12 protein-coding genes are annotated in these 15,130 nt (G+C 62.5%); 1 reads left to right on the top strand and 11 read right to left on the bottom strand.

Annotated elements, in window-relative coordinates; translation table 11 throughout:
• Positions 1-11 precede the first annotated feature (11 nt).
• From NKJ75_RS25295 to NKJ75_RS25275, 5 genes are all read right to left on the bottom strand, one after another.
• On the bottom strand, positions 12-1,679 hold the full coding sequence (locus tag NKJ75_RS25295; RefSeq protein WP_352500330.1) for an ABC transporter ATP-binding protein: 1,668 nt from the start codon (positions 1,677-1,679) through the stop codon (positions 12-14).
• Positions 1,680-1,689: 10 nt separating this feature from the next.
• Entirely contained in the window at positions 1,690-2,826 is a 1,137-nt protein-coding gene (locus NKJ75_RS25290) for an ABC transporter permease (RefSeq protein ID WP_023687914.1), read from the bottom strand.
• Positions 2,827-3,834 (bottom strand): ABC transporter permease, encoded by a 1,008-nt coding sequence (locus tag NKJ75_RS25285; RefSeq protein WP_023696253.1) that lies wholly within the window; start codon positions 3,832-3,834, stop codon positions 2,827-2,829.
• 97 nt (positions 3,835-3,931) lie between these two features.
• A complete protein-coding gene (locus NKJ75_RS25280) occupies positions 3,932-6,025 on the bottom strand; it encodes an ABC transporter substrate-binding protein (protein ID WP_352500334.1) in 2,094 nt (697 codons plus the stop codon).
• Between the two features lie 139 nt (positions 6,026-6,164).
• The gene (locus NKJ75_RS25275) at positions 6,165-7,631 is read right to left on the bottom strand and encodes an alpha-glucosidase/alpha-galactosidase (protein ID WP_352500329.1); all 1,467 of its coding nucleotides are present in this window, start codon (positions 7,629-7,631) and stop codon (positions 6,165-6,167) included.
• Between the two features lie 247 nt (positions 7,632-7,878).
• On the opposite strand from NKJ75_RS25275, the gene NKJ75_RS25270 reads away from it, so the two are divergent.
• Positions 7,879-8,721 carry an AraC family ligand binding domain-containing protein gene (locus tag NKJ75_RS25270; protein WP_081725414.1) on the top strand — a complete coding sequence of 281 codons (843 nt, stop codon included), beginning with the start codon at positions 7,879-7,881 and terminating at the stop codon, positions 8,719-8,721.
• 2 nt (positions 8,722-8,723) lie between these two features.
• On the opposite strand, the gene NKJ75_RS25265 is transcribed toward NKJ75_RS25270, so the two are convergent.
• The 6 genes from NKJ75_RS25265 to NKJ75_RS25240 form a co-directional block, all read right to left on the bottom strand.
• Entirely contained in the window at positions 8,724-9,791 is a 1,068-nt protein-coding gene (locus NKJ75_RS25265; protein WP_023668129.1) for an ABC transporter ATP-binding protein, read from the bottom strand.
• Between the two features lie 3 nt (positions 9,792-9,794).
• Positions 9,795-10,643, bottom strand: a complete 849-nt coding sequence (locus NKJ75_RS25260; protein ID WP_023741782.1) for a carbohydrate ABC transporter permease — start codon at positions 10,641-10,643, stop codon at positions 9,795-9,797.
• Positions 10,643-11,566 carry a carbohydrate ABC transporter permease gene (locus tag NKJ75_RS25255; protein ID WP_023685296.1) on the bottom strand — a complete coding sequence of 308 codons (924 nt, stop codon included), beginning with the start codon at positions 11,564-11,566 and terminating at the stop codon, positions 10,643-10,645. The genes NKJ75_RS25260 and NKJ75_RS25255 overlap by 1 nt, the downstream gene beginning before the upstream one ends.
• A 231-nt stretch (positions 11,567-11,797) precedes the next feature.
• Entirely contained in the window at positions 11,798-13,075 is a 1,278-nt protein-coding gene (locus NKJ75_RS25250) for an ABC transporter substrate-binding protein (RefSeq protein WP_023685297.1), read from the bottom strand.
• A 26-nt stretch (positions 13,076-13,101) separates the two neighbouring features.
• The gene (locus tag NKJ75_RS25245) at positions 13,102-14,298 is read right to left on the bottom strand and encodes a PLP-dependent transferase (protein ID WP_023712132.1); all 1,197 of its coding nucleotides are present in this window, start codon (positions 14,296-14,298) and stop codon (positions 13,102-13,104) included.
• Complete coding sequence (locus NKJ75_RS25240; protein ID WP_023833957.1) at positions 14,295-15,029, bottom strand: FadR/GntR family transcriptional regulator; 735 nt, start codon at positions 15,027-15,029, stop codon at positions 14,295-14,297. The genes NKJ75_RS25245 and NKJ75_RS25240 overlap by 4 nt, the downstream gene beginning before the upstream one ends.
• Positions 15,030-15,130: the final 101 nt, after the last annotated feature.

Raw genomic sequence — 15,130 nt, 5'->3', positions numbered from 1 at the left:
CCGGCACTTTGCTACGCCACGTCGAAGGCGGCCCTGACGAGCCGTTCGGTGTAGGCGGTCTTGGGATGGGAGAGGACCTCGTTCACGGGTCCCTGTTCGACGATCTTGCCGTTCTGCATGACGATGACTCGATGGCAGAGCGCGCGCACCACCTTGAGGTCGTGCGAAATGAAGAGATAGCTAAGGCCGCGTTCGTCCTGCAGCTTGCGCAACAAGTCGATGATCTGCGCCTGCACCGAAAGGTCGAGCGCCGATGTCGGTTCGTCGAGCAGGATGAATTCGGGCTCCAGCGCGATGGCTCGGGCAATGGCGATGCGCTGCCGCTGGCCGCCGGAAAATTCGTGCGGGAACCGCGACAGGATATCGCCGGGCATGCCGGCGCTGACCAGGGCGTCGCGAACCCGACCGACCCGCTCGCTCCGTGTCGCGCCGATCCTGTTGACGACCAGCCCTTCCTCGATGATCTGGCCGATCGTCATACGCGGGTTGAGCGACGAGAACGGATCCTGAAAAACGACCTGCATGCGCGAGCGCAGCGGCCGCATCCCGGCGCGCGACAGGCCGTGGATCGGCTGGCCGTCGAAGCTGACCTCGCCGCGCTTGGCCTCGGTGAGCCTGAGCAAGGCGAGACCGAAGGTGGTCTTGCCGGAGCCGGATTCGCCGACCAGCCCCAGTGTCTCGTGGCGGCAAAGCTTCAGGCCGAGATCGTCGACGGCGACCAGCTCGCGCCAGTCCGGCTTCAGGAAGCTGCCATGGCGTAGCATGAAGCAGACGCGCATATCGCGGGCCTCGAGGATGGTGCCGCTGTTTTCCGGCAGCGGCTGCGGCTTGCCGTGCGGCTCTGAAGCGAGCAGCCGCTTGGTATAGGCATGCTGCGGGTCGGCGAACAGCCGCTCGGTGACGTTGTGCTCGCACATCTCGCCATGCTGCATGACATAGACATAGTCGGAGAATTTTCGCACCACGGTGAGGTCGTGGGTGATCAGGATGACCGCCATCCTGAGTTCTTTTTGCAGATTGCGGATCAAATTGAGGATCTGTGCTTGCACCGTGACGTCGAGCGCTGTCGTTGGCTCGTCGGCGATCAGCACATCAGGGTCGTTGGCGAGCGCCATGGCGATCATCACGCGCTGGCGCTGCCCGCCCGACATCTGGTGCGGATACTGTTTGATGCGCGCTTCCGGCTCGGGGATCTGGACATGCCGCAAAAGCTCGAGCGCCCGCGCCCAGGCTTGCTTGCGGCTGACCTTTCGATGCACTCTGATCGCCTCGACGATCTGGCTGCCGACCGTATAGATCGGGTTGAGCGAGCTCATCGGCTCCTGGAAGATCATCGAGATGCGATTGCCGCGCAGCTTGCGCCGGGCGCTCTCGGGGAATTTCAGTATGTCCTGCCCGCAATAGTGGATGGTGGATTTCGGCGACACGGTGGCCCGCTTTGACAAGAGCCCCATGACAGCGCGCGCCGTCACCGACTTGCCGGAACCGGACTCGCCGACGATGGCGATCGTCTCCCCGCGATAGAGCTGGAACGAGACATCCTTCACCGCGTCGACGACGCCGTGCTCGACCTTGAAGGCGACCTCGATGTTGCGGGCATCGATGATGGGTTGGTCGTGGCGGCCGGCATGGTCGAACCGGACGGCTGGTGCGAAGGTGGCTGCGAGCGCTACAGTCATCCCGGCCACCTCAATAAGGATCGACGGCATCGCGCAGGCCGTCGCCCAGCGCGTTGAAGGCAAAGACGGTGATCAGCACGAAGCCGACCGGCGACAGGATCCACGGATAGGTGCCGATGACCGAATAGGTAGCCGTGTCCTGCAGCATCAGCCCCCACGAGATCAGCGGCGGCTTCACCGCGAAGCCGAGGAAGCCGAGAAAGGCTTCGAGCAGCACCACCGTCGGGATGGCGATCGTCACGGCGACGATGACGTGGCTCATCACATTGGGGAAAATGTGCTGCATGATGATGCGCATGTCGGTGGCGCCGACCGCCATGGCGGCGCGCACATAGTCGATCCGCGCCAGCGCCAGCGTCTTGCCGCGCACCTCGCGCGACATCTGCGCCCAGCCCAGCGCCGACATGACGATGATGACGAAGGCGAGGAAGACGTTGGTCGGCGCGGTCACCGGGATCAGCGTCGTCAGCGCAAGATAGAGCGGCAATTGCGGGAAGGCGAGCACCAGCTCGACAAAGCGCTGCATCCAGACGTCGAAGCGGCCGCCGAAATAGCCCGAGACCATGCCGACCGTGGTGCCGATGACGGTGATGATGAACACCACCGTCAGCGCTATCATCAGCGAGACGCGCGAGCCCTGGATGGCGCGCGACAACACATCCCGGCCGAATTTGTCGGTGCCGAGAAAATGCACCGGCTGGCCGTCGGCCGAAGCGAAGAAATGCCGGTTGGCGGGGATCAGTCCAAGCAGCCGGTAGTCGGCGCCCTTGACGAAGAAGCCGAGCAGGCGCGGATGCTCGTAATCCGGCCCGACGACCGGCTGGAAGGTGACCGGGTCGAGGTCAGCAGAATCCGCCAGCGCATAGACCCGCGGCTGGAGCACGAAATTCCCGTCTCTGTCGTGAAAACTCATCACTTGCGGCGGGGCGAAAGCGACATCGGTCACCTTGGGGTCCATCGGCGCGAAGAAATCGGCGAATAGCGCCATCAGCACCAGAAGCACGACCAGGATCAGCCCGGCCATGCCGGTCCAGGAGCGCCTCAGCCGGCGCCAGACCAGCGCCATATAGCTCTCATTGCCGCGTGGGGTCGCAATCGCGGTTGCTTCAGCCGGGGGCGGCGGCGGGGATGGGTCACGCGCCAGCATCTAGCTCTCCCTGAACTGGCGTACGCGCGGATCGAGCAGCGCGAGCAGCATGTCGGCGATGATGTTGCCGACGATCAGCGTTGCCGACAGCACCATCATGAAGGTCGCCGTGACATAAACGTCGCCGACCGCCATCGAGCCGACAATGGCCGGCCCGACCGTCGGCAGCGCAAAGATGATCGCCGTCTCGATCTCGCCGGTCAGCATGTAGGGCAGCACCACGCCCTGATACATGATGAGCGGGTGCAGTGCGTTGGGCACGGCATGGCGCATGACGACGGCGCTGCCGGTCAGGCCCTTGGCCTTGGCCGTCTCGACATATTGCGCGTTCAGCGTATCGAGCAGATTGCCGCGCATGACGCGCATATTGTAGGCGAGCCCGCCGAAGGTGGCGATCGCCACCACCGGCCAGACATGCTTGACGAGGTCGGCGAATTTCGCCCACGACCACGGCGCGCCGCCATATTGCGGCGAGAAGAAGCTGCCGATCTCCGACACGTTGAACTGGAAGACCAGGAGATAGACGATGATCAGCGCCATCAGGAAGCGCGGCACCGTCATGCCGAGGAAGGAGATGGCCGACAGCGCCGAGTCGATCCATGTGTATTGCCTGGTCGCCGCCCAGATGCCGAAGGTGATGCCGAGCACCGACGCCAGCAGATGGCAGACCAGTGCCAGCAGCAGCGTGCGCGGCAGCCGCTCGCCGACCACGGCGGCGACCGGCTTGTTGTAATAGAGGCTGTAGCCGAAATCGCCGCGGGTGATGATGCCGGCGACCCAGTTCAGGTACTGGACGGGCAGCGGTTTATCGAGGCCGTGCTCGACCCGATAGGCTTGCGCCTGCGCGTCGGCTTCGGCAAAAGACGCCCCGCCCTGGTTGATGAGCTGCGAGCGGATATAGTCGGCATAGTCGCCCGGCGGCGCCTGGATGATGGCAAAGGTGACCAGGCTCAGGATGACCATGACCGGGACCGCCGATGCTATGCGCATGGCCAGGAATCGCAGCATCGGACCGTTTCTCCTCCTTGGATCTAATCTGTTGCCGCTGACCTTACTCCGTCCCGGCCGCGCGCAGCGCGGCCGGGCGTCAGCCAGGGGAGGAAACTCAGTTCGTCGGACCCTTGTCGCCGGGCTTGCCGGGAAGCTGGTCGGGAAAGAGTTCGTATTTCTGCTGCTTGTCGGCGGCGACGAAGACGCGTTCGCGCACGATCGAATCCTCGGCCCAGTTGAACATGAAGATCGGCGTTCCCTGCGGGATGTTGGAGAAGCGCTTGTTGATGATCAGGGCGCCGGGATATTCGGTCAGTCCGATATTGTAGACATGCTCCGTCGAGATCTTCTGGAACGTCTTCATCAGGCTGGCGCGCTCGTCATTGTCTGACGAGGAGACGAACTTGTTGACGATGTCGACAAGCTCCTTTTCGAACGGCATCAGGTCGACCACGCCGCTTTCGGGCGCGCGGTGATCCCAGCTGGTCTTGGGTCCGACGGGCGCGAGTTGCACGGTATTCTGCACGACGGAAGTCAGCTCCTGCTCGTTGCGCCTGATCAGCCAGTCGAAGCGGCCGGAATATTGCGAGGCATCACGCTGGGTGCCGTTGAGGCCGTTGAGCACGACCCTGATGCCAAGCTTTTCCATCTGGCCGACGACGCCTTCGGCGAGGCTCTTGTCGGTGCCGTAGTCATTGTTGACCAGCATCACGATCTCGACATTCTTGCCGCCGGCGGTCCCGGCCGGGAAGTTCACGAAGCCGTCGCCATCCGTATCCTTGAGACCAGCCTTGGCCAGTTCCGCCTTGGCGCCCTCGATGTCGAAGGGATAGTAGGCGGTCGAGTTGCGGTCATAGAAGCTGGTGCCCGAGGAAAAGCCACCGGGGTAGATGGCGGTGAACGGCCCCTTGACCAGCGAGTCGCCGAGCGCCTTGCGGTCAAGCGCCATGGTGATGCCCTTGCGGAAGTCCTCATTGCGATTGAGCTCGCGGATCGCCTGGCCGCGTTCGTCGGGATTGCCCCAGCCATTGGCGGAAAAGTTCATGCGCAGATTGTAGCCGATCAGGCGCGGGCCAAAGGCGAGCCGGGCCGGCGCGTCCTTGTCCGCCGCTCGCTTCAGCGAAGCGACGAAATTCTCCGGCTGCTCGAGGTTGGAGAAGTCGGCGGCCCCTGCCACCGCCTGCACGTCGCGGTCGGCCCAGGTCGACAGCTTGTAGTGCAGTTCGTTGAGATAGGGCAGCTGGTTGCCCTTCTCGTCGACCTTCCAGTAGTAGGGATTGCGGCGCAAGACGATGATGTCGTCGGGCCTATACTCCACCGGCACCCAGGCACCCATCACCGGAATGTTCATATATTCCGGCGGGAACGCGTTCTTGAACTGCTCGTAGGTATTCTTCGAGTACTTCGGATGCTGCGGCTTCAGGATATGCGCCGGGCCGGGGCAGAAGGTGCCGTAGGCCATGGCGTAGAGATACTGTTTGGGGAAAGCGTCCTTGAAGGTCCACTCGACGGTGTAGTCGTCGACCTTCTTCAGCGTCGTGCCGACACCGAAGGTTTCCGCTGTGGCGCCGTTCAACGGCGAGACATTGGGGTCGACGACCTCATCGTCCCAGTAGAACATGACATCGTCGGCATTGAAGGCAACGCCGTCAGACCATTTGGCGCCTTCGACCAGGTGCATGGTCAGCGTGTGGCCATCCTTCGACCAGTCCCAGCTCCTGGCGAGGTTGGGCAGCGGCTCGGTGTCCTTGGCCTCGACCTGGAACAAAGGCGCGGTGCGCGTCAGGCATTCCGAAAGGCCGATGTCGATGCCGCCCCATCCTTGGGTCTGGCCGGCGCCATAATTCCAGCCTTCCGGCCGGCCGCCAATGACGTGGCGCATGGTGTCGCCATAAACGCCGATGCCGTCCGGCATGTTGCCGGTCTTGAACACCAGCGGCTCCTTCGGCAGGCGATCCTTGACCGGCGGCAGCTTGCCAGTCTTGACGTATTTCTCGGTGACCCACTCGGGCTCGTGATATTCGGGCAGCGCCTTGAACTCCAGGATGGAATCGCGGGCGACGTATTTGATTTTGCCCTCGGCGGGAAACGCCGCCGGCGCCGGCGGCGTGGTCGGCTCGGACGCGTATGCACTGCCAAGCGCCAATGCCGAGACGCTCAGCGCCAGCCCGGCGAGAATGCCAATTCTTCGCCCGGCGAGAATGCCCATTCTTCGCCCGGCGAGAATTCCAATTCCACGAAAGTTCCTCATTGTGTTCCTCCCAGATGTTTCGACGTCTGCTGCTGCCGCATCTATTCATGATGGCTGATTGGCGAACCGGCCTCCCGCTGTCCGCCTGCCAGCATTCTCAGCCGGCCTGTTTCAGGGCCGTTTTTTCGGCGCGCAGTTCCTCGATCGAGCGCACTTTGCGCCGCGCCGCACCCGCCCAGTCGCGGGTTTTCACCATCGATTTCGAAAGCCGCTCCTTGGCGGCCGGCACGGCATCGGCGTATTGCGGCAGCCAACGCGCCTGGGCGACGACCATCTCGTCGACCATCTGCCAGACCTCTTCCGGCGTCGACACCGCACCCACCAGCGGATCGTGCAGCACCGCGAGCTTGAGCAGGTCAATGTCGCCCGTAACAGCCGCATGCACCGACATGCGCTGGACGTTGATCGAAGCCATGCAGGTGGCCGCGCAGGCTTCCGGCAGCGTGATGCCTGACGCCATGTTGATGCCGAAGCGATCGACGAAGCCGGGCGATTCGATGATCGCGTCCTGCGGCAGATTGGTGATGATGCCGGCGTTCTTGACGTTGAAGTGGCCGCGATAGACGCGGTTCGTCTCCAGCGCTTCGAGAATATGGCTGGCATGCTCGTTCGAGCGCTTCGATACGTCGAGCGGCTTCGACGCCGCTTCGAGGAATTGCGGATATTCCGTCTCGAACCAGTTGCGGGTTTCCGTGGAGTAGCGAAGATAGCCGCCGGTCTCGCCATGGATCCAGTCGGACATGTCGATCCAGCGGGTGATTTCGTCCGGCCGCTTGCGATACCAGGGCAGATATTCAGAGAGATGACCGTTGCTTTCGGTGGAGTAGACGCCGAAGCGCTTCAGCACGTCGATGCGCAGCTTTTCCTGCTGCGAATAGACCGGATGCGCCTCGAAGGCAGCCACCAGTTCGTCCTTGCCGATCTTGCGGCCGTTGAGCCGCAAATCGATGAACCAGGTCTGGTGGTTGATACCGGAGCAGACATAATCGAGTTCGCTGTGCGACTTGGCGCCGAGCACTTCGGCGATCTGTTCGGCGCCGTGCTGGACACCGTGGCAGAGGCCGACCGTATCGACCTTGCCATATTCGATCGCCGCCCAGGTGTTCATCGCCATCGGGTTGGCATAGTTGAGGAATTTGGCGCCTGGCTCGGCGACCTCCAATATGTCCTTGCAGAAGTCGAGGATGACCGGGATGTTGCGCTGGCCGTAGAGGATGCCCCCGGCGCAAATCGTGTCACCGACGCACTGGTCGATGCCGTATTTCAAGGGAATGCGGATATCGTCGGCATAGGCTTCGAGCCCGCCCACCCGCACGCAGCTGATGACGTAGCGCGCGCCTTCCAGCGCCTTGCGGCGGTCGGTCGTCGCCGTCACCCTGGTCGGCAGCTTGTTGGCCTCGACGATGCGGTCGAGGATCGCCTTGATCATTTGCAGATTGTGTTCGCTGACATCGGTCAGCGCGAATTCGATGTCGCTGAATTCCGGGATGCACAAAATGTCGGTGAACAGCTTCTTGGTGAAGCCGACGCTGCCCGCGCCGATAATAGCGATTTTGAAACTCATCACCTTCACCTCGATCAATTCGAATGCCGGGTAAGGAGCAACAGGAAAGGGAATGGCGGCCCGCCTTGGCGCGCATGCCATTCGAGCCGGAATTCCGGCTCGTTCTCCTCCCCGCCCGCTCCTCGACCGCGGGTCTTTCGCGTTCTCAGGATTTGGATTATGCCGTTATTCCAGGGCGCGGCCAGAGAACGATTATGCTTTCGAGGGTAATTTTGTGCTGCATGATCTGATCGCCAACGGACAGTTGATGCGCACCATCTCGCTGCCGCGCGGCCGCCAGCGCCTGCATGCCATGCCCACCAGCACCGGCTATGAAGTACGCGAGGGCGTGACCTATGACTGGGATGGGCGCAAGCGCGGCCAGACACCGTTCACCGTGCTGCAGCACACGATCAGCGGCACCGGCCAGCTGCGCTACGAGAACCGCAACTACCGCCTGCAGGCCAACGACACGCTGCTGGTGCTGGTGCCACACAACCATCGCTACTGGCTGGAGAAGGGCGACCGCTGGGAATATTTCTGGATCTCGATGAATGGCGAGGAGGCGCTGCGCGTCCACAAATCCATACTCAGCGTCTCCGGCCCGGTGTTTCGGCTGCAGCCGGAGACGATCGATCATCTCGCCGATTGCAGCCTGCGCCTGATCAAGGGCGGCGCTTCGCCTGGCGCTGCTTCGGCTATCGCCTATGAGGCGGCGATGGCGCTTTACGACGATGTCTTCGGCTCGCACGCCTTCACTGAGAAACAGAGCGTCATGCAGCCGGTCATCGATCATATCAACGCCAATCTCGACAAGCCCTTGCCGGTGGCCGAGCTCGTCCAGATCAGCGGCCTCAGCCGCGCCCATTTCTCGCGCTGCTTCGCCGAGAGCGAAGGCGTTCCGCCGGCCGAGTTCGTGCTGCAGCAGCGGCTGCAGCGGGCGGCGAAGCTGCTAACCAAAGCCGATTTCCTGCCGGTCAAGGAGGTCGCCATCCTGTGCGGCTTCGAGGACGCCAACTATTTCTCGAAAGTCTTCCGCCGGCTCTACGGCATCAACCCGACGCAGTTCCGTACCACCGGCATGTATGCCAGCCTGGGCAGCCTTCGATAGGATTACCCGATGCGGTTGCCGCTTGCGGGATCGAACAGATGCAGCGCCGCCGGATCGGCAGACAGCCGCACCGTATCGCGCGGTCGGATAGTGCTGCGTCCCATGACGAAGACACAAACCAGCTGGTTGGCGAGCCGGACATAGAACTGCGTCGACAGGCCGAGCGGCTCGACCACCTCGACTTCTGCCTTGAGCGGACCATCGTCGGCAAGCTGGATGTGCTCCGGCCGTAGCCCGACGGTGAGCACATCGCCATCCTTCGATGGCAAGCCATCAGGCAATCTCAGCTTCTGGCCGTCGGCCAGCACCGCATCCACCTTGCCGCCCTTGGCGACTGTCGCCGGAAAGAAATTCATGCCGGGCGAGCCGATGAAGCCGGCCACAAAAGTGTTGATCGGCCGATCGTAGAGTTCGAGCGGATGGCCGACCTGCTGGACGTAACCGTCATGCATGACGACGATGCGGTCGGCCATAGTCATGGCTTCGATCTGGTCGTGGGTGACATAGACCGATGTGGTCTTGAGCTGCTGGTGCAGCGCCTTGATCTCGGCGCGCATATGCACGCGCAATTTGGCGTCGAGATTGCTGAGCGGCTCGTCGAACAGAAACACTTTGGGATCGCGCACGATGGCGCGGCCCATGGCGACGCGCTGGCGCTGGCCGCCGGACAGTTGCCTGGGCAGACGGCCGAGGAAACTGTCGAGGCCGAGGCGCTTGGCCGCCGCCCCTACCCTGCCGTCGATCGTCGTCTTCTCCGCCTTCTTCAAAAGCAGGCTGAAGCCCATATTCGACGACACATCCATGTGCGGATAGAGCGCGTAGGACTGGAACACCATGGCAATATCGCGGTCCTTCGGCGCGACATCGTTGACCAGCCGATCGCCGATATGGATCTCGCCGCCCGACACCTCCTCCAGCCCGGCAATCATGCGCAAAAGGGTCGACTTGCCGCAGCCGGACGGGCCGACCAGCACGACGAACTCGCCATCGGCGATCTCGAGGTCGACGCCGTGCAGGATGCGCAGCGAACCGTAATCCTTCTCGACGTTTTGCAGCGTGACGGAAGCCATCGATTATCCTTTGACCGCGCCGGCGGTGAGGCCGGTGACGAGATAGCGTTGCAGGAAGGCGAAGAAGATGCATACCGGGATCAGCGCCAGGATCGACGCCGCCATCATCTGCCCCCAGTCGACGGCAAACTTGCCGATATAGGTGAGCAGGCCGACGGCAAATGTCTTCTGGTCATCGCTGGAGATCAGCATCAGCGCAAACAGCAATTCGCTCCAGGCGGCGGTGAAGACAAAGCCGAGCGTCGCGCCCATGCCGGGCAAGGTCAGCGGCACGATCACCTTGCGCATCGCCTGGGCGCGGGTGCAGCCGTCGATCATCGCCGCCTCCTCCAGATCCTTCGGAATGCCGTCGAAGAAGGACTGCATCAGGAAGGTGGCGAAGGCGGTGTTGAAGGCGGTGTAGATGATGATCAGCCCAACCAGGCTGTTGGTCAGGCCAAGCTCGCCCATGACACGGTAGATCGGCGGAATGACCATCACCAGCGGGAAGGTTTGCGTCAGCAAAAGCATGATCGCCAGTGTCGCCTTGCCGCGAAAGGTGAAGCGCGACATGGCGTAACCGGCGAGCGTGGCGATGACCGTGACGAGCGCCGCCGTCGACACCGATACGATGACGCTGTTGAGGAAATAGCGGGGGAAATCCGAGGCTTCCAGGACAGTGATGAAGTTGCGGAAGGTGGTCTGCGACGGCCACAGCGTGATGCCCTCGGAATAGAGCAGCCGCTCCGGCGTCACCGAGATCTTCAGCGTCCAGAAGATCGGAAACAGCGCAAAGATCATATAGGCGGCAATCGCCGTGTAGAGGCCGATGCCGCTGAAGATGCGCGAGGAGGTAGAGCGTCCGGCAATCATCAGACGTGCCTCACCAGCAACCTGCGGATGGCGATCAGCGCGATCGCATAGGCGATGAGCAAGACCAAGAGCAGCACCGCCACCGCCGATGCATAGCCCTTGTCCAGCGACTTGAAGGCGCTGACATAGATGTAGACCGGCACCGTGCTGGTCGAGCCCGCCGGCCCGCCCTCGGTCATGACAAAGATCAGATCGGCGAAGGTGGCGATCCAGATCGTACGCAGCATGACGGTGATGACGATGGTCGGCGCCAGGAACGGCAGCGTCACCTTGGTGAAGCGCTGCCAGGGCGAAGCGCCGTCGATTGCGGCCGCCTCATGCAGTTCCGACGGGATCGACTTCAGCGCCGCCAGCAGGGTGATGGCGAAGAACGGAATGCCGAACCAGATGTTGGCGATGATCGGCCCCCACATGGCGGTGGCCGGATCGGACAGCACATTGGTCGGCTCGGCCTTCAGCCCGAGCGTGAAGAGCCAATGCGGCAGTGGTCCGATGATCGGATTGAACAGCCACGCCCAGGTCAGGCCCGACAGGAAAGATGGCACCGCCCAGGGCAGGAACACCACCGCCTGCACGAACTTGCGCCCGACAAACGGTTTGTCGAGCAGCAACGCCAGACCCAGGCCGAGGAAGAACTGGAAGAAAAGGCTGGCGACGGTCCACCAGAGCGTGTTGACCAGCGCCTGCCCCAGCACCTGGTCGGTCAGCATCGCCTGATACTGGCCGAGGCCGACATATTCGGATTTGAAGGCGGAGAACTTCCGGAACGAATAGCTGATGCCGATGATCAGCGGCACCAGCAGCACCACGACCAGCAGAACGATCGCCGGGCTGAGATAAAGCCAGGGCTCGATTGCTGCATGCGTCAGCCGCTTCTTTCGCGGCCGGCCGGCGGATCGTATTTCGGACACGGCATAAGTCATTAGCGCTCAACAGTCATGGGTGGGTGCCGACAGCGGCAACAGCACCCTTCTCCCCGTTCACGGGGAGAAGATGCCGGCAGGCAGATGAGGGGCGGCGCCAGCCTTGGGGTGCTCGCGCTGCCCCTCATCCGGGCCTGTCTGTGCATGTCGTTGTCCCAAAACCGCTACGCACTTTTGGGCGACATGCATTCGGGCCATCTTCTCCCCGTAAACGGGGAGAAGGTGGAAGAACTACTTCTTGTTCTTGGCCAGCCAGTCCTGCTGTTCCTTGGTCAGGAACGCGGCCCATTGATCGGCAACGTCCTTGGCCGACTTCTGGCCGAGCAGCACTTCCTGGAAATTCTTGATCGCCACCTGGTCGACGAAATTGCCGAGGTTCTCCAGATGTGTCGGCGGCGTCACCATTTCATATTTGGAAGTGTCGCTGAGTTCGGTGAACCAGCCTTTGAACTGCTCGGTCTTGAAGTGGGCATCCTGGTCGGCGCCATTGTGGATCGGCACGACGCCGACTTCCTTGGCCCATTCGAGATTGTCCTTGGGCGACAACAGCGTCGCCATCAGCTTCCAGGCATCGTCCTTGTGCTGCGAATTGGCGAACATCGCCCAGCCGGCATAGCCCAGCGTCGGATAGGATTTGCCGCTTGGCCCCACAGGCAGCGGCGCCACGGCAAAATCGTCGGCACTCATCTTGTCGGCAATGCCGATCAGCGCATCCGGATCCTGGTTGAGCATGGCGCAGGTGCCGGAATAGAAGCCGGTGACGGTCTCGTTAAAGCCCCAGCTCACCGCATCCTTGGGCGCCAGCCCGTCCTTGTACATGTCGGCCAGCATCTGCAGGCCCTTGACCGAGCCCTCCTCGTTGATGGTCGAGGTGCCGTCCTCGTTGAAGTAGCCGCCCTTGCCAGCGGCGATGTTCATGAACATGTGCATGCCGTTGAAGGCGCCCGGGCCACCGCGCAGGCAGTAGCCGTACTTGCCCGGAATGGCGGAGATCTTCTTGGAGTCGGCGATGAAGTCGTCGAGCGTCGCCGGCGGGCCGTCGAGACCGGCCTCCTTGAACAGCTTCTTGTTCCAGAACAGCGCATTCACATAGTAGCCGTACGGGATCATGAACTGGGTGTTGTTGACGGTCGAGCCGAATTGCTTGGCGCGGTCGCCCAGCGTCTTGGCGTCGTCCCATTTGGCCATGTAAGGGCCGAGATCCTCGAGCTGGCCGTTGGTGGCGTACAGGCCCATCCAGCGCTCCGGCATCTCGACGATGTCGGGCGTATCGCCGGCCTGCACCATGGTGAGGAATTTCTCGAAGGCCTGCCCCCAGGGCAGCGAGACCACCTCGACCTTGACGCCGGCATTGGCGGCCTCGAACTCGGCGATCTGCTTCTTCAGGAATTCGGTGCGCTGCGGGCTGGTGATGACCTCGACCAGCTTGAGGGTGGTATCGGCCAGCGCGCCGCTGGCGGACATCGCCAGGCCGGCAGCGGTGGCAAGCATGATGCTCAGTCGTTTCATGTTCAGAACTCCCATTTTGAACCCAGTCATTTTTTTGCTTTGTCGAAGGCCTGGCCGATGTCGGCCCAGAGGTCTTCGACGCTTTCCAATCCGACATTGAAGCGGATGGTTCGGGGGCTGACGCCGAAGCGCGCCATCGAATTGAGACCCGGTGTCTGCTCGAGCGAGGCCTTTGCCGGCACGACCAGGCTTTCATGACCGCCCCAGCTGACGCCGATGCGGAAAAATTTCAGCGCATCGACGAAAGCGGGAATGTCGACATCCTCCGTCACCTCGAAGGAGAACAGCCCGGCATAGCCGGCAAGCGTCTTCTTGCCGGGATGGTTGGAATAGGCGGGATGATTGACCCGCTCGACCTTGTCATGCGCCTTCAAGCGCTCGGCGATGATGAGCCCGCTCTTCATGTGATGCGGCAGTCTCAGCGGCAGCGTGCGCAGGCCGCGCAACAGCAGCCAGCCCTCGAAGGGCGACAGCTTTGCGCCAAGCTGCGAGTAGGTCTGGTCGTTGATGTGCTTGATATGGGCGGCCGAGCCCGCCACCACACCGGCGACGGTATCGCTGTGGCCGCCGAGATATTTCGAGGCCGAGTGCAGCACCAGATCGACGCCGTGCAGGATCGGCTTCTGGAACACCGGCGTCGCCCAGGAATTGTCGATTGTGGTGACGATGCCCTGCTCTTTCGCCAGCCGCGTCAGATGTTCGAGATCCTGCAGCTCGAACATCATCGAGGTCGGGCTTTCCAGGTAGAGCAGTTTCGCACCGGGAAGTGCCGCGGCCACCGCATCCGGATCGGAGCCGTCGACATAGTCGACCTTGATATGCAGGCGCGGAAACAGCCGCTCGAACAGTCGGTAGGCGTCGCCATAGCAATTGCGCACCGCAAGGATGCGTTCGCCTGCGCCGACGAAAGCCAGCAACGTCGCGCTGATCGCAGCCATGCCGCTCGAAAAACCACGTGCGGCTTCAGCACCTTCAAGCGCTGCGACGCGCGACTCGAATTCCATCACCGTCGGATTGTCGCCGCGCGAATAGATCGGCTGTTTCCTGCGCCCGGCAAAGGTGTCGGCCATGTCGGCATAGCTGGCGAAGGTGAACAGCGAGGTCTGGTAGATCGGCGGCACCACCGCATTGCCGGGGAACGGGTCGTCATGCGCCAGAAGCGTCGCCGCCTCGGCGAGATAGTCGCTGCCGGAAATGCCTGGGTCGAAGCTGTGCTCGTTCATGTGCGGACCGAAAGTTTGAGGTTGGCGGCGCCGCGCTTCAAATCGTCCTCGACCGTGGCGATCAGCTTCAGCGCTTCGGCCCGGGCGCCTTCCGGATCGTGCGCGGCGATGCAGTCGAACATGGTGCGGTGGTAGGGAAAGCTTGCGTGGCCGAAATCGCGCACGCCGAGCGGATGTTCCCAGAAGCGGTGGAACAGTTCGTGCATGGCGGCGATAATCTGCTCGAACAGCGGATTGCCGCAGGCGCGGTAGATCGCCTGATGGAATTCCCAGTCCTCTTCCGACGACATGCCGGCGCGGCTGAGAAACTCTTCCTCCATGATGTCGAGCTTGCGCTCGATCTCGGCGAGGTCGTCCTTGTCGGCACGAATGGCGCAAAGGGCGGCGGCTTCCGCTTCCAGCGCGCGGCGGATTTCCAGCGTGCGCATCAGGCCGGTGAAATCATTGCCGCCGGCAAGCGTCAGCGGCATGTGCAGCATGTCGAGCGAGACGGCGGCCTTGAGATAGGTGCCCGAGCCCTGCCGGCGCTCGACCAGGCCAAGCCCTTCCCAGCGCGTCAGCGCCTCGCGCACCGTATTGCGGCTGACCTTCAGACGCTCAGCGAGGATGCGTTCGGTCGGCAGCCTCTCACCGGGTTCCAGCTTCTCGCGCATGACGAAGCCGGCCAACGCCTTCAGCACCGCGTCGTCGCGGGCCGTCGTCTGGATCGGCGGAAGGCTGAATCCGGTCACCGGGGCTATTACCGAAGTGGTTCAATGGTCCAACCAATTTCTGCACAGACGAAGGGACCTGTCAACAGTGGAAACGCAGCGAGGCCGAAGGGCCAGGGGAT

It is taken from the genome of Mesorhizobium sp. M0058 (assembly GCF_040323095.1).
GTDB lineage: Bacteria > Pseudomonadota > Alphaproteobacteria > Rhizobiales > Rhizobiaceae > Mesorhizobium.
This window is presented reverse-complemented; position numbering and strand designations above follow the sequence as displayed.

Bases quoted from the DNA above. Each gene is read 5' to 3' on its own strand.
- NKJ75_RS25295 (WP_352500330.1), bottom strand. From the start codon at position 1,679: ATGACTGTAGCGCTCGCAGCCACCTTCGCACCAGCCGTCCGGTTCGAC.
- NKJ75_RS25290 (WP_023687914.1), bottom strand. From the start codon at position 2,826: ATGCTGGCGCGTGACCCATCCCCGCCGCCGCCCCCGGCTGAAGCAACC.
- NKJ75_RS25285 (WP_023696253.1), bottom strand. From the start codon at position 3,834: ATGCTGCGATTCCTGGCCATGCGCATAGCATCGGCGGTCCCGGTCATG.
- NKJ75_RS25280 (WP_352500334.1), bottom strand. From the start codon at position 6,025: ATGGGCATTCTCGCCGGGCGAAGAATTGGCATTCTCGCCGGGCTGGCG.
- NKJ75_RS25275 (WP_352500329.1), bottom strand. From the start codon at position 7,631: ATGAGTTTCAAAATCGCTATTATCGGCGCGGGCAGCGTCGGCTTCACC.
- NKJ75_RS25270 (WP_081725414.1), top strand. From the start codon at position 7,879: ATGCGCACCATCTCGCTGCCGCGCGGCCGCCAGCGCCTGCATGCCATG.
- NKJ75_RS25265 (WP_023668129.1), bottom strand. From the start codon at position 9,791: ATGGCTTCCGTCACGCTGCAAAACGTCGAGAAGGATTACGGTTCGCTG.
- NKJ75_RS25260 (WP_023741782.1), bottom strand. From the start codon at position 10,643: ATGATTGCCGGACGCTCTACCTCCTCGCGCATCTTCAGCGGCATCGGC.
- NKJ75_RS25255 (WP_023685296.1), bottom strand. From the start codon at position 11,566: ATGACTTATGCCGTGTCCGAAATACGATCCGCCGGCCGGCCGCGAAAG.
- NKJ75_RS25250 (WP_023685297.1), bottom strand. From the start codon at position 13,075: ATGAAACGACTGAGCATCATGCTTGCCACCGCTGCCGGCCTGGCGATG.
- NKJ75_RS25245 (WP_023712132.1), bottom strand. From the start codon at position 14,298: ATGAACGAGCACAGCTTCGACCCAGGCATTTCCGGCAGCGACTATCTC.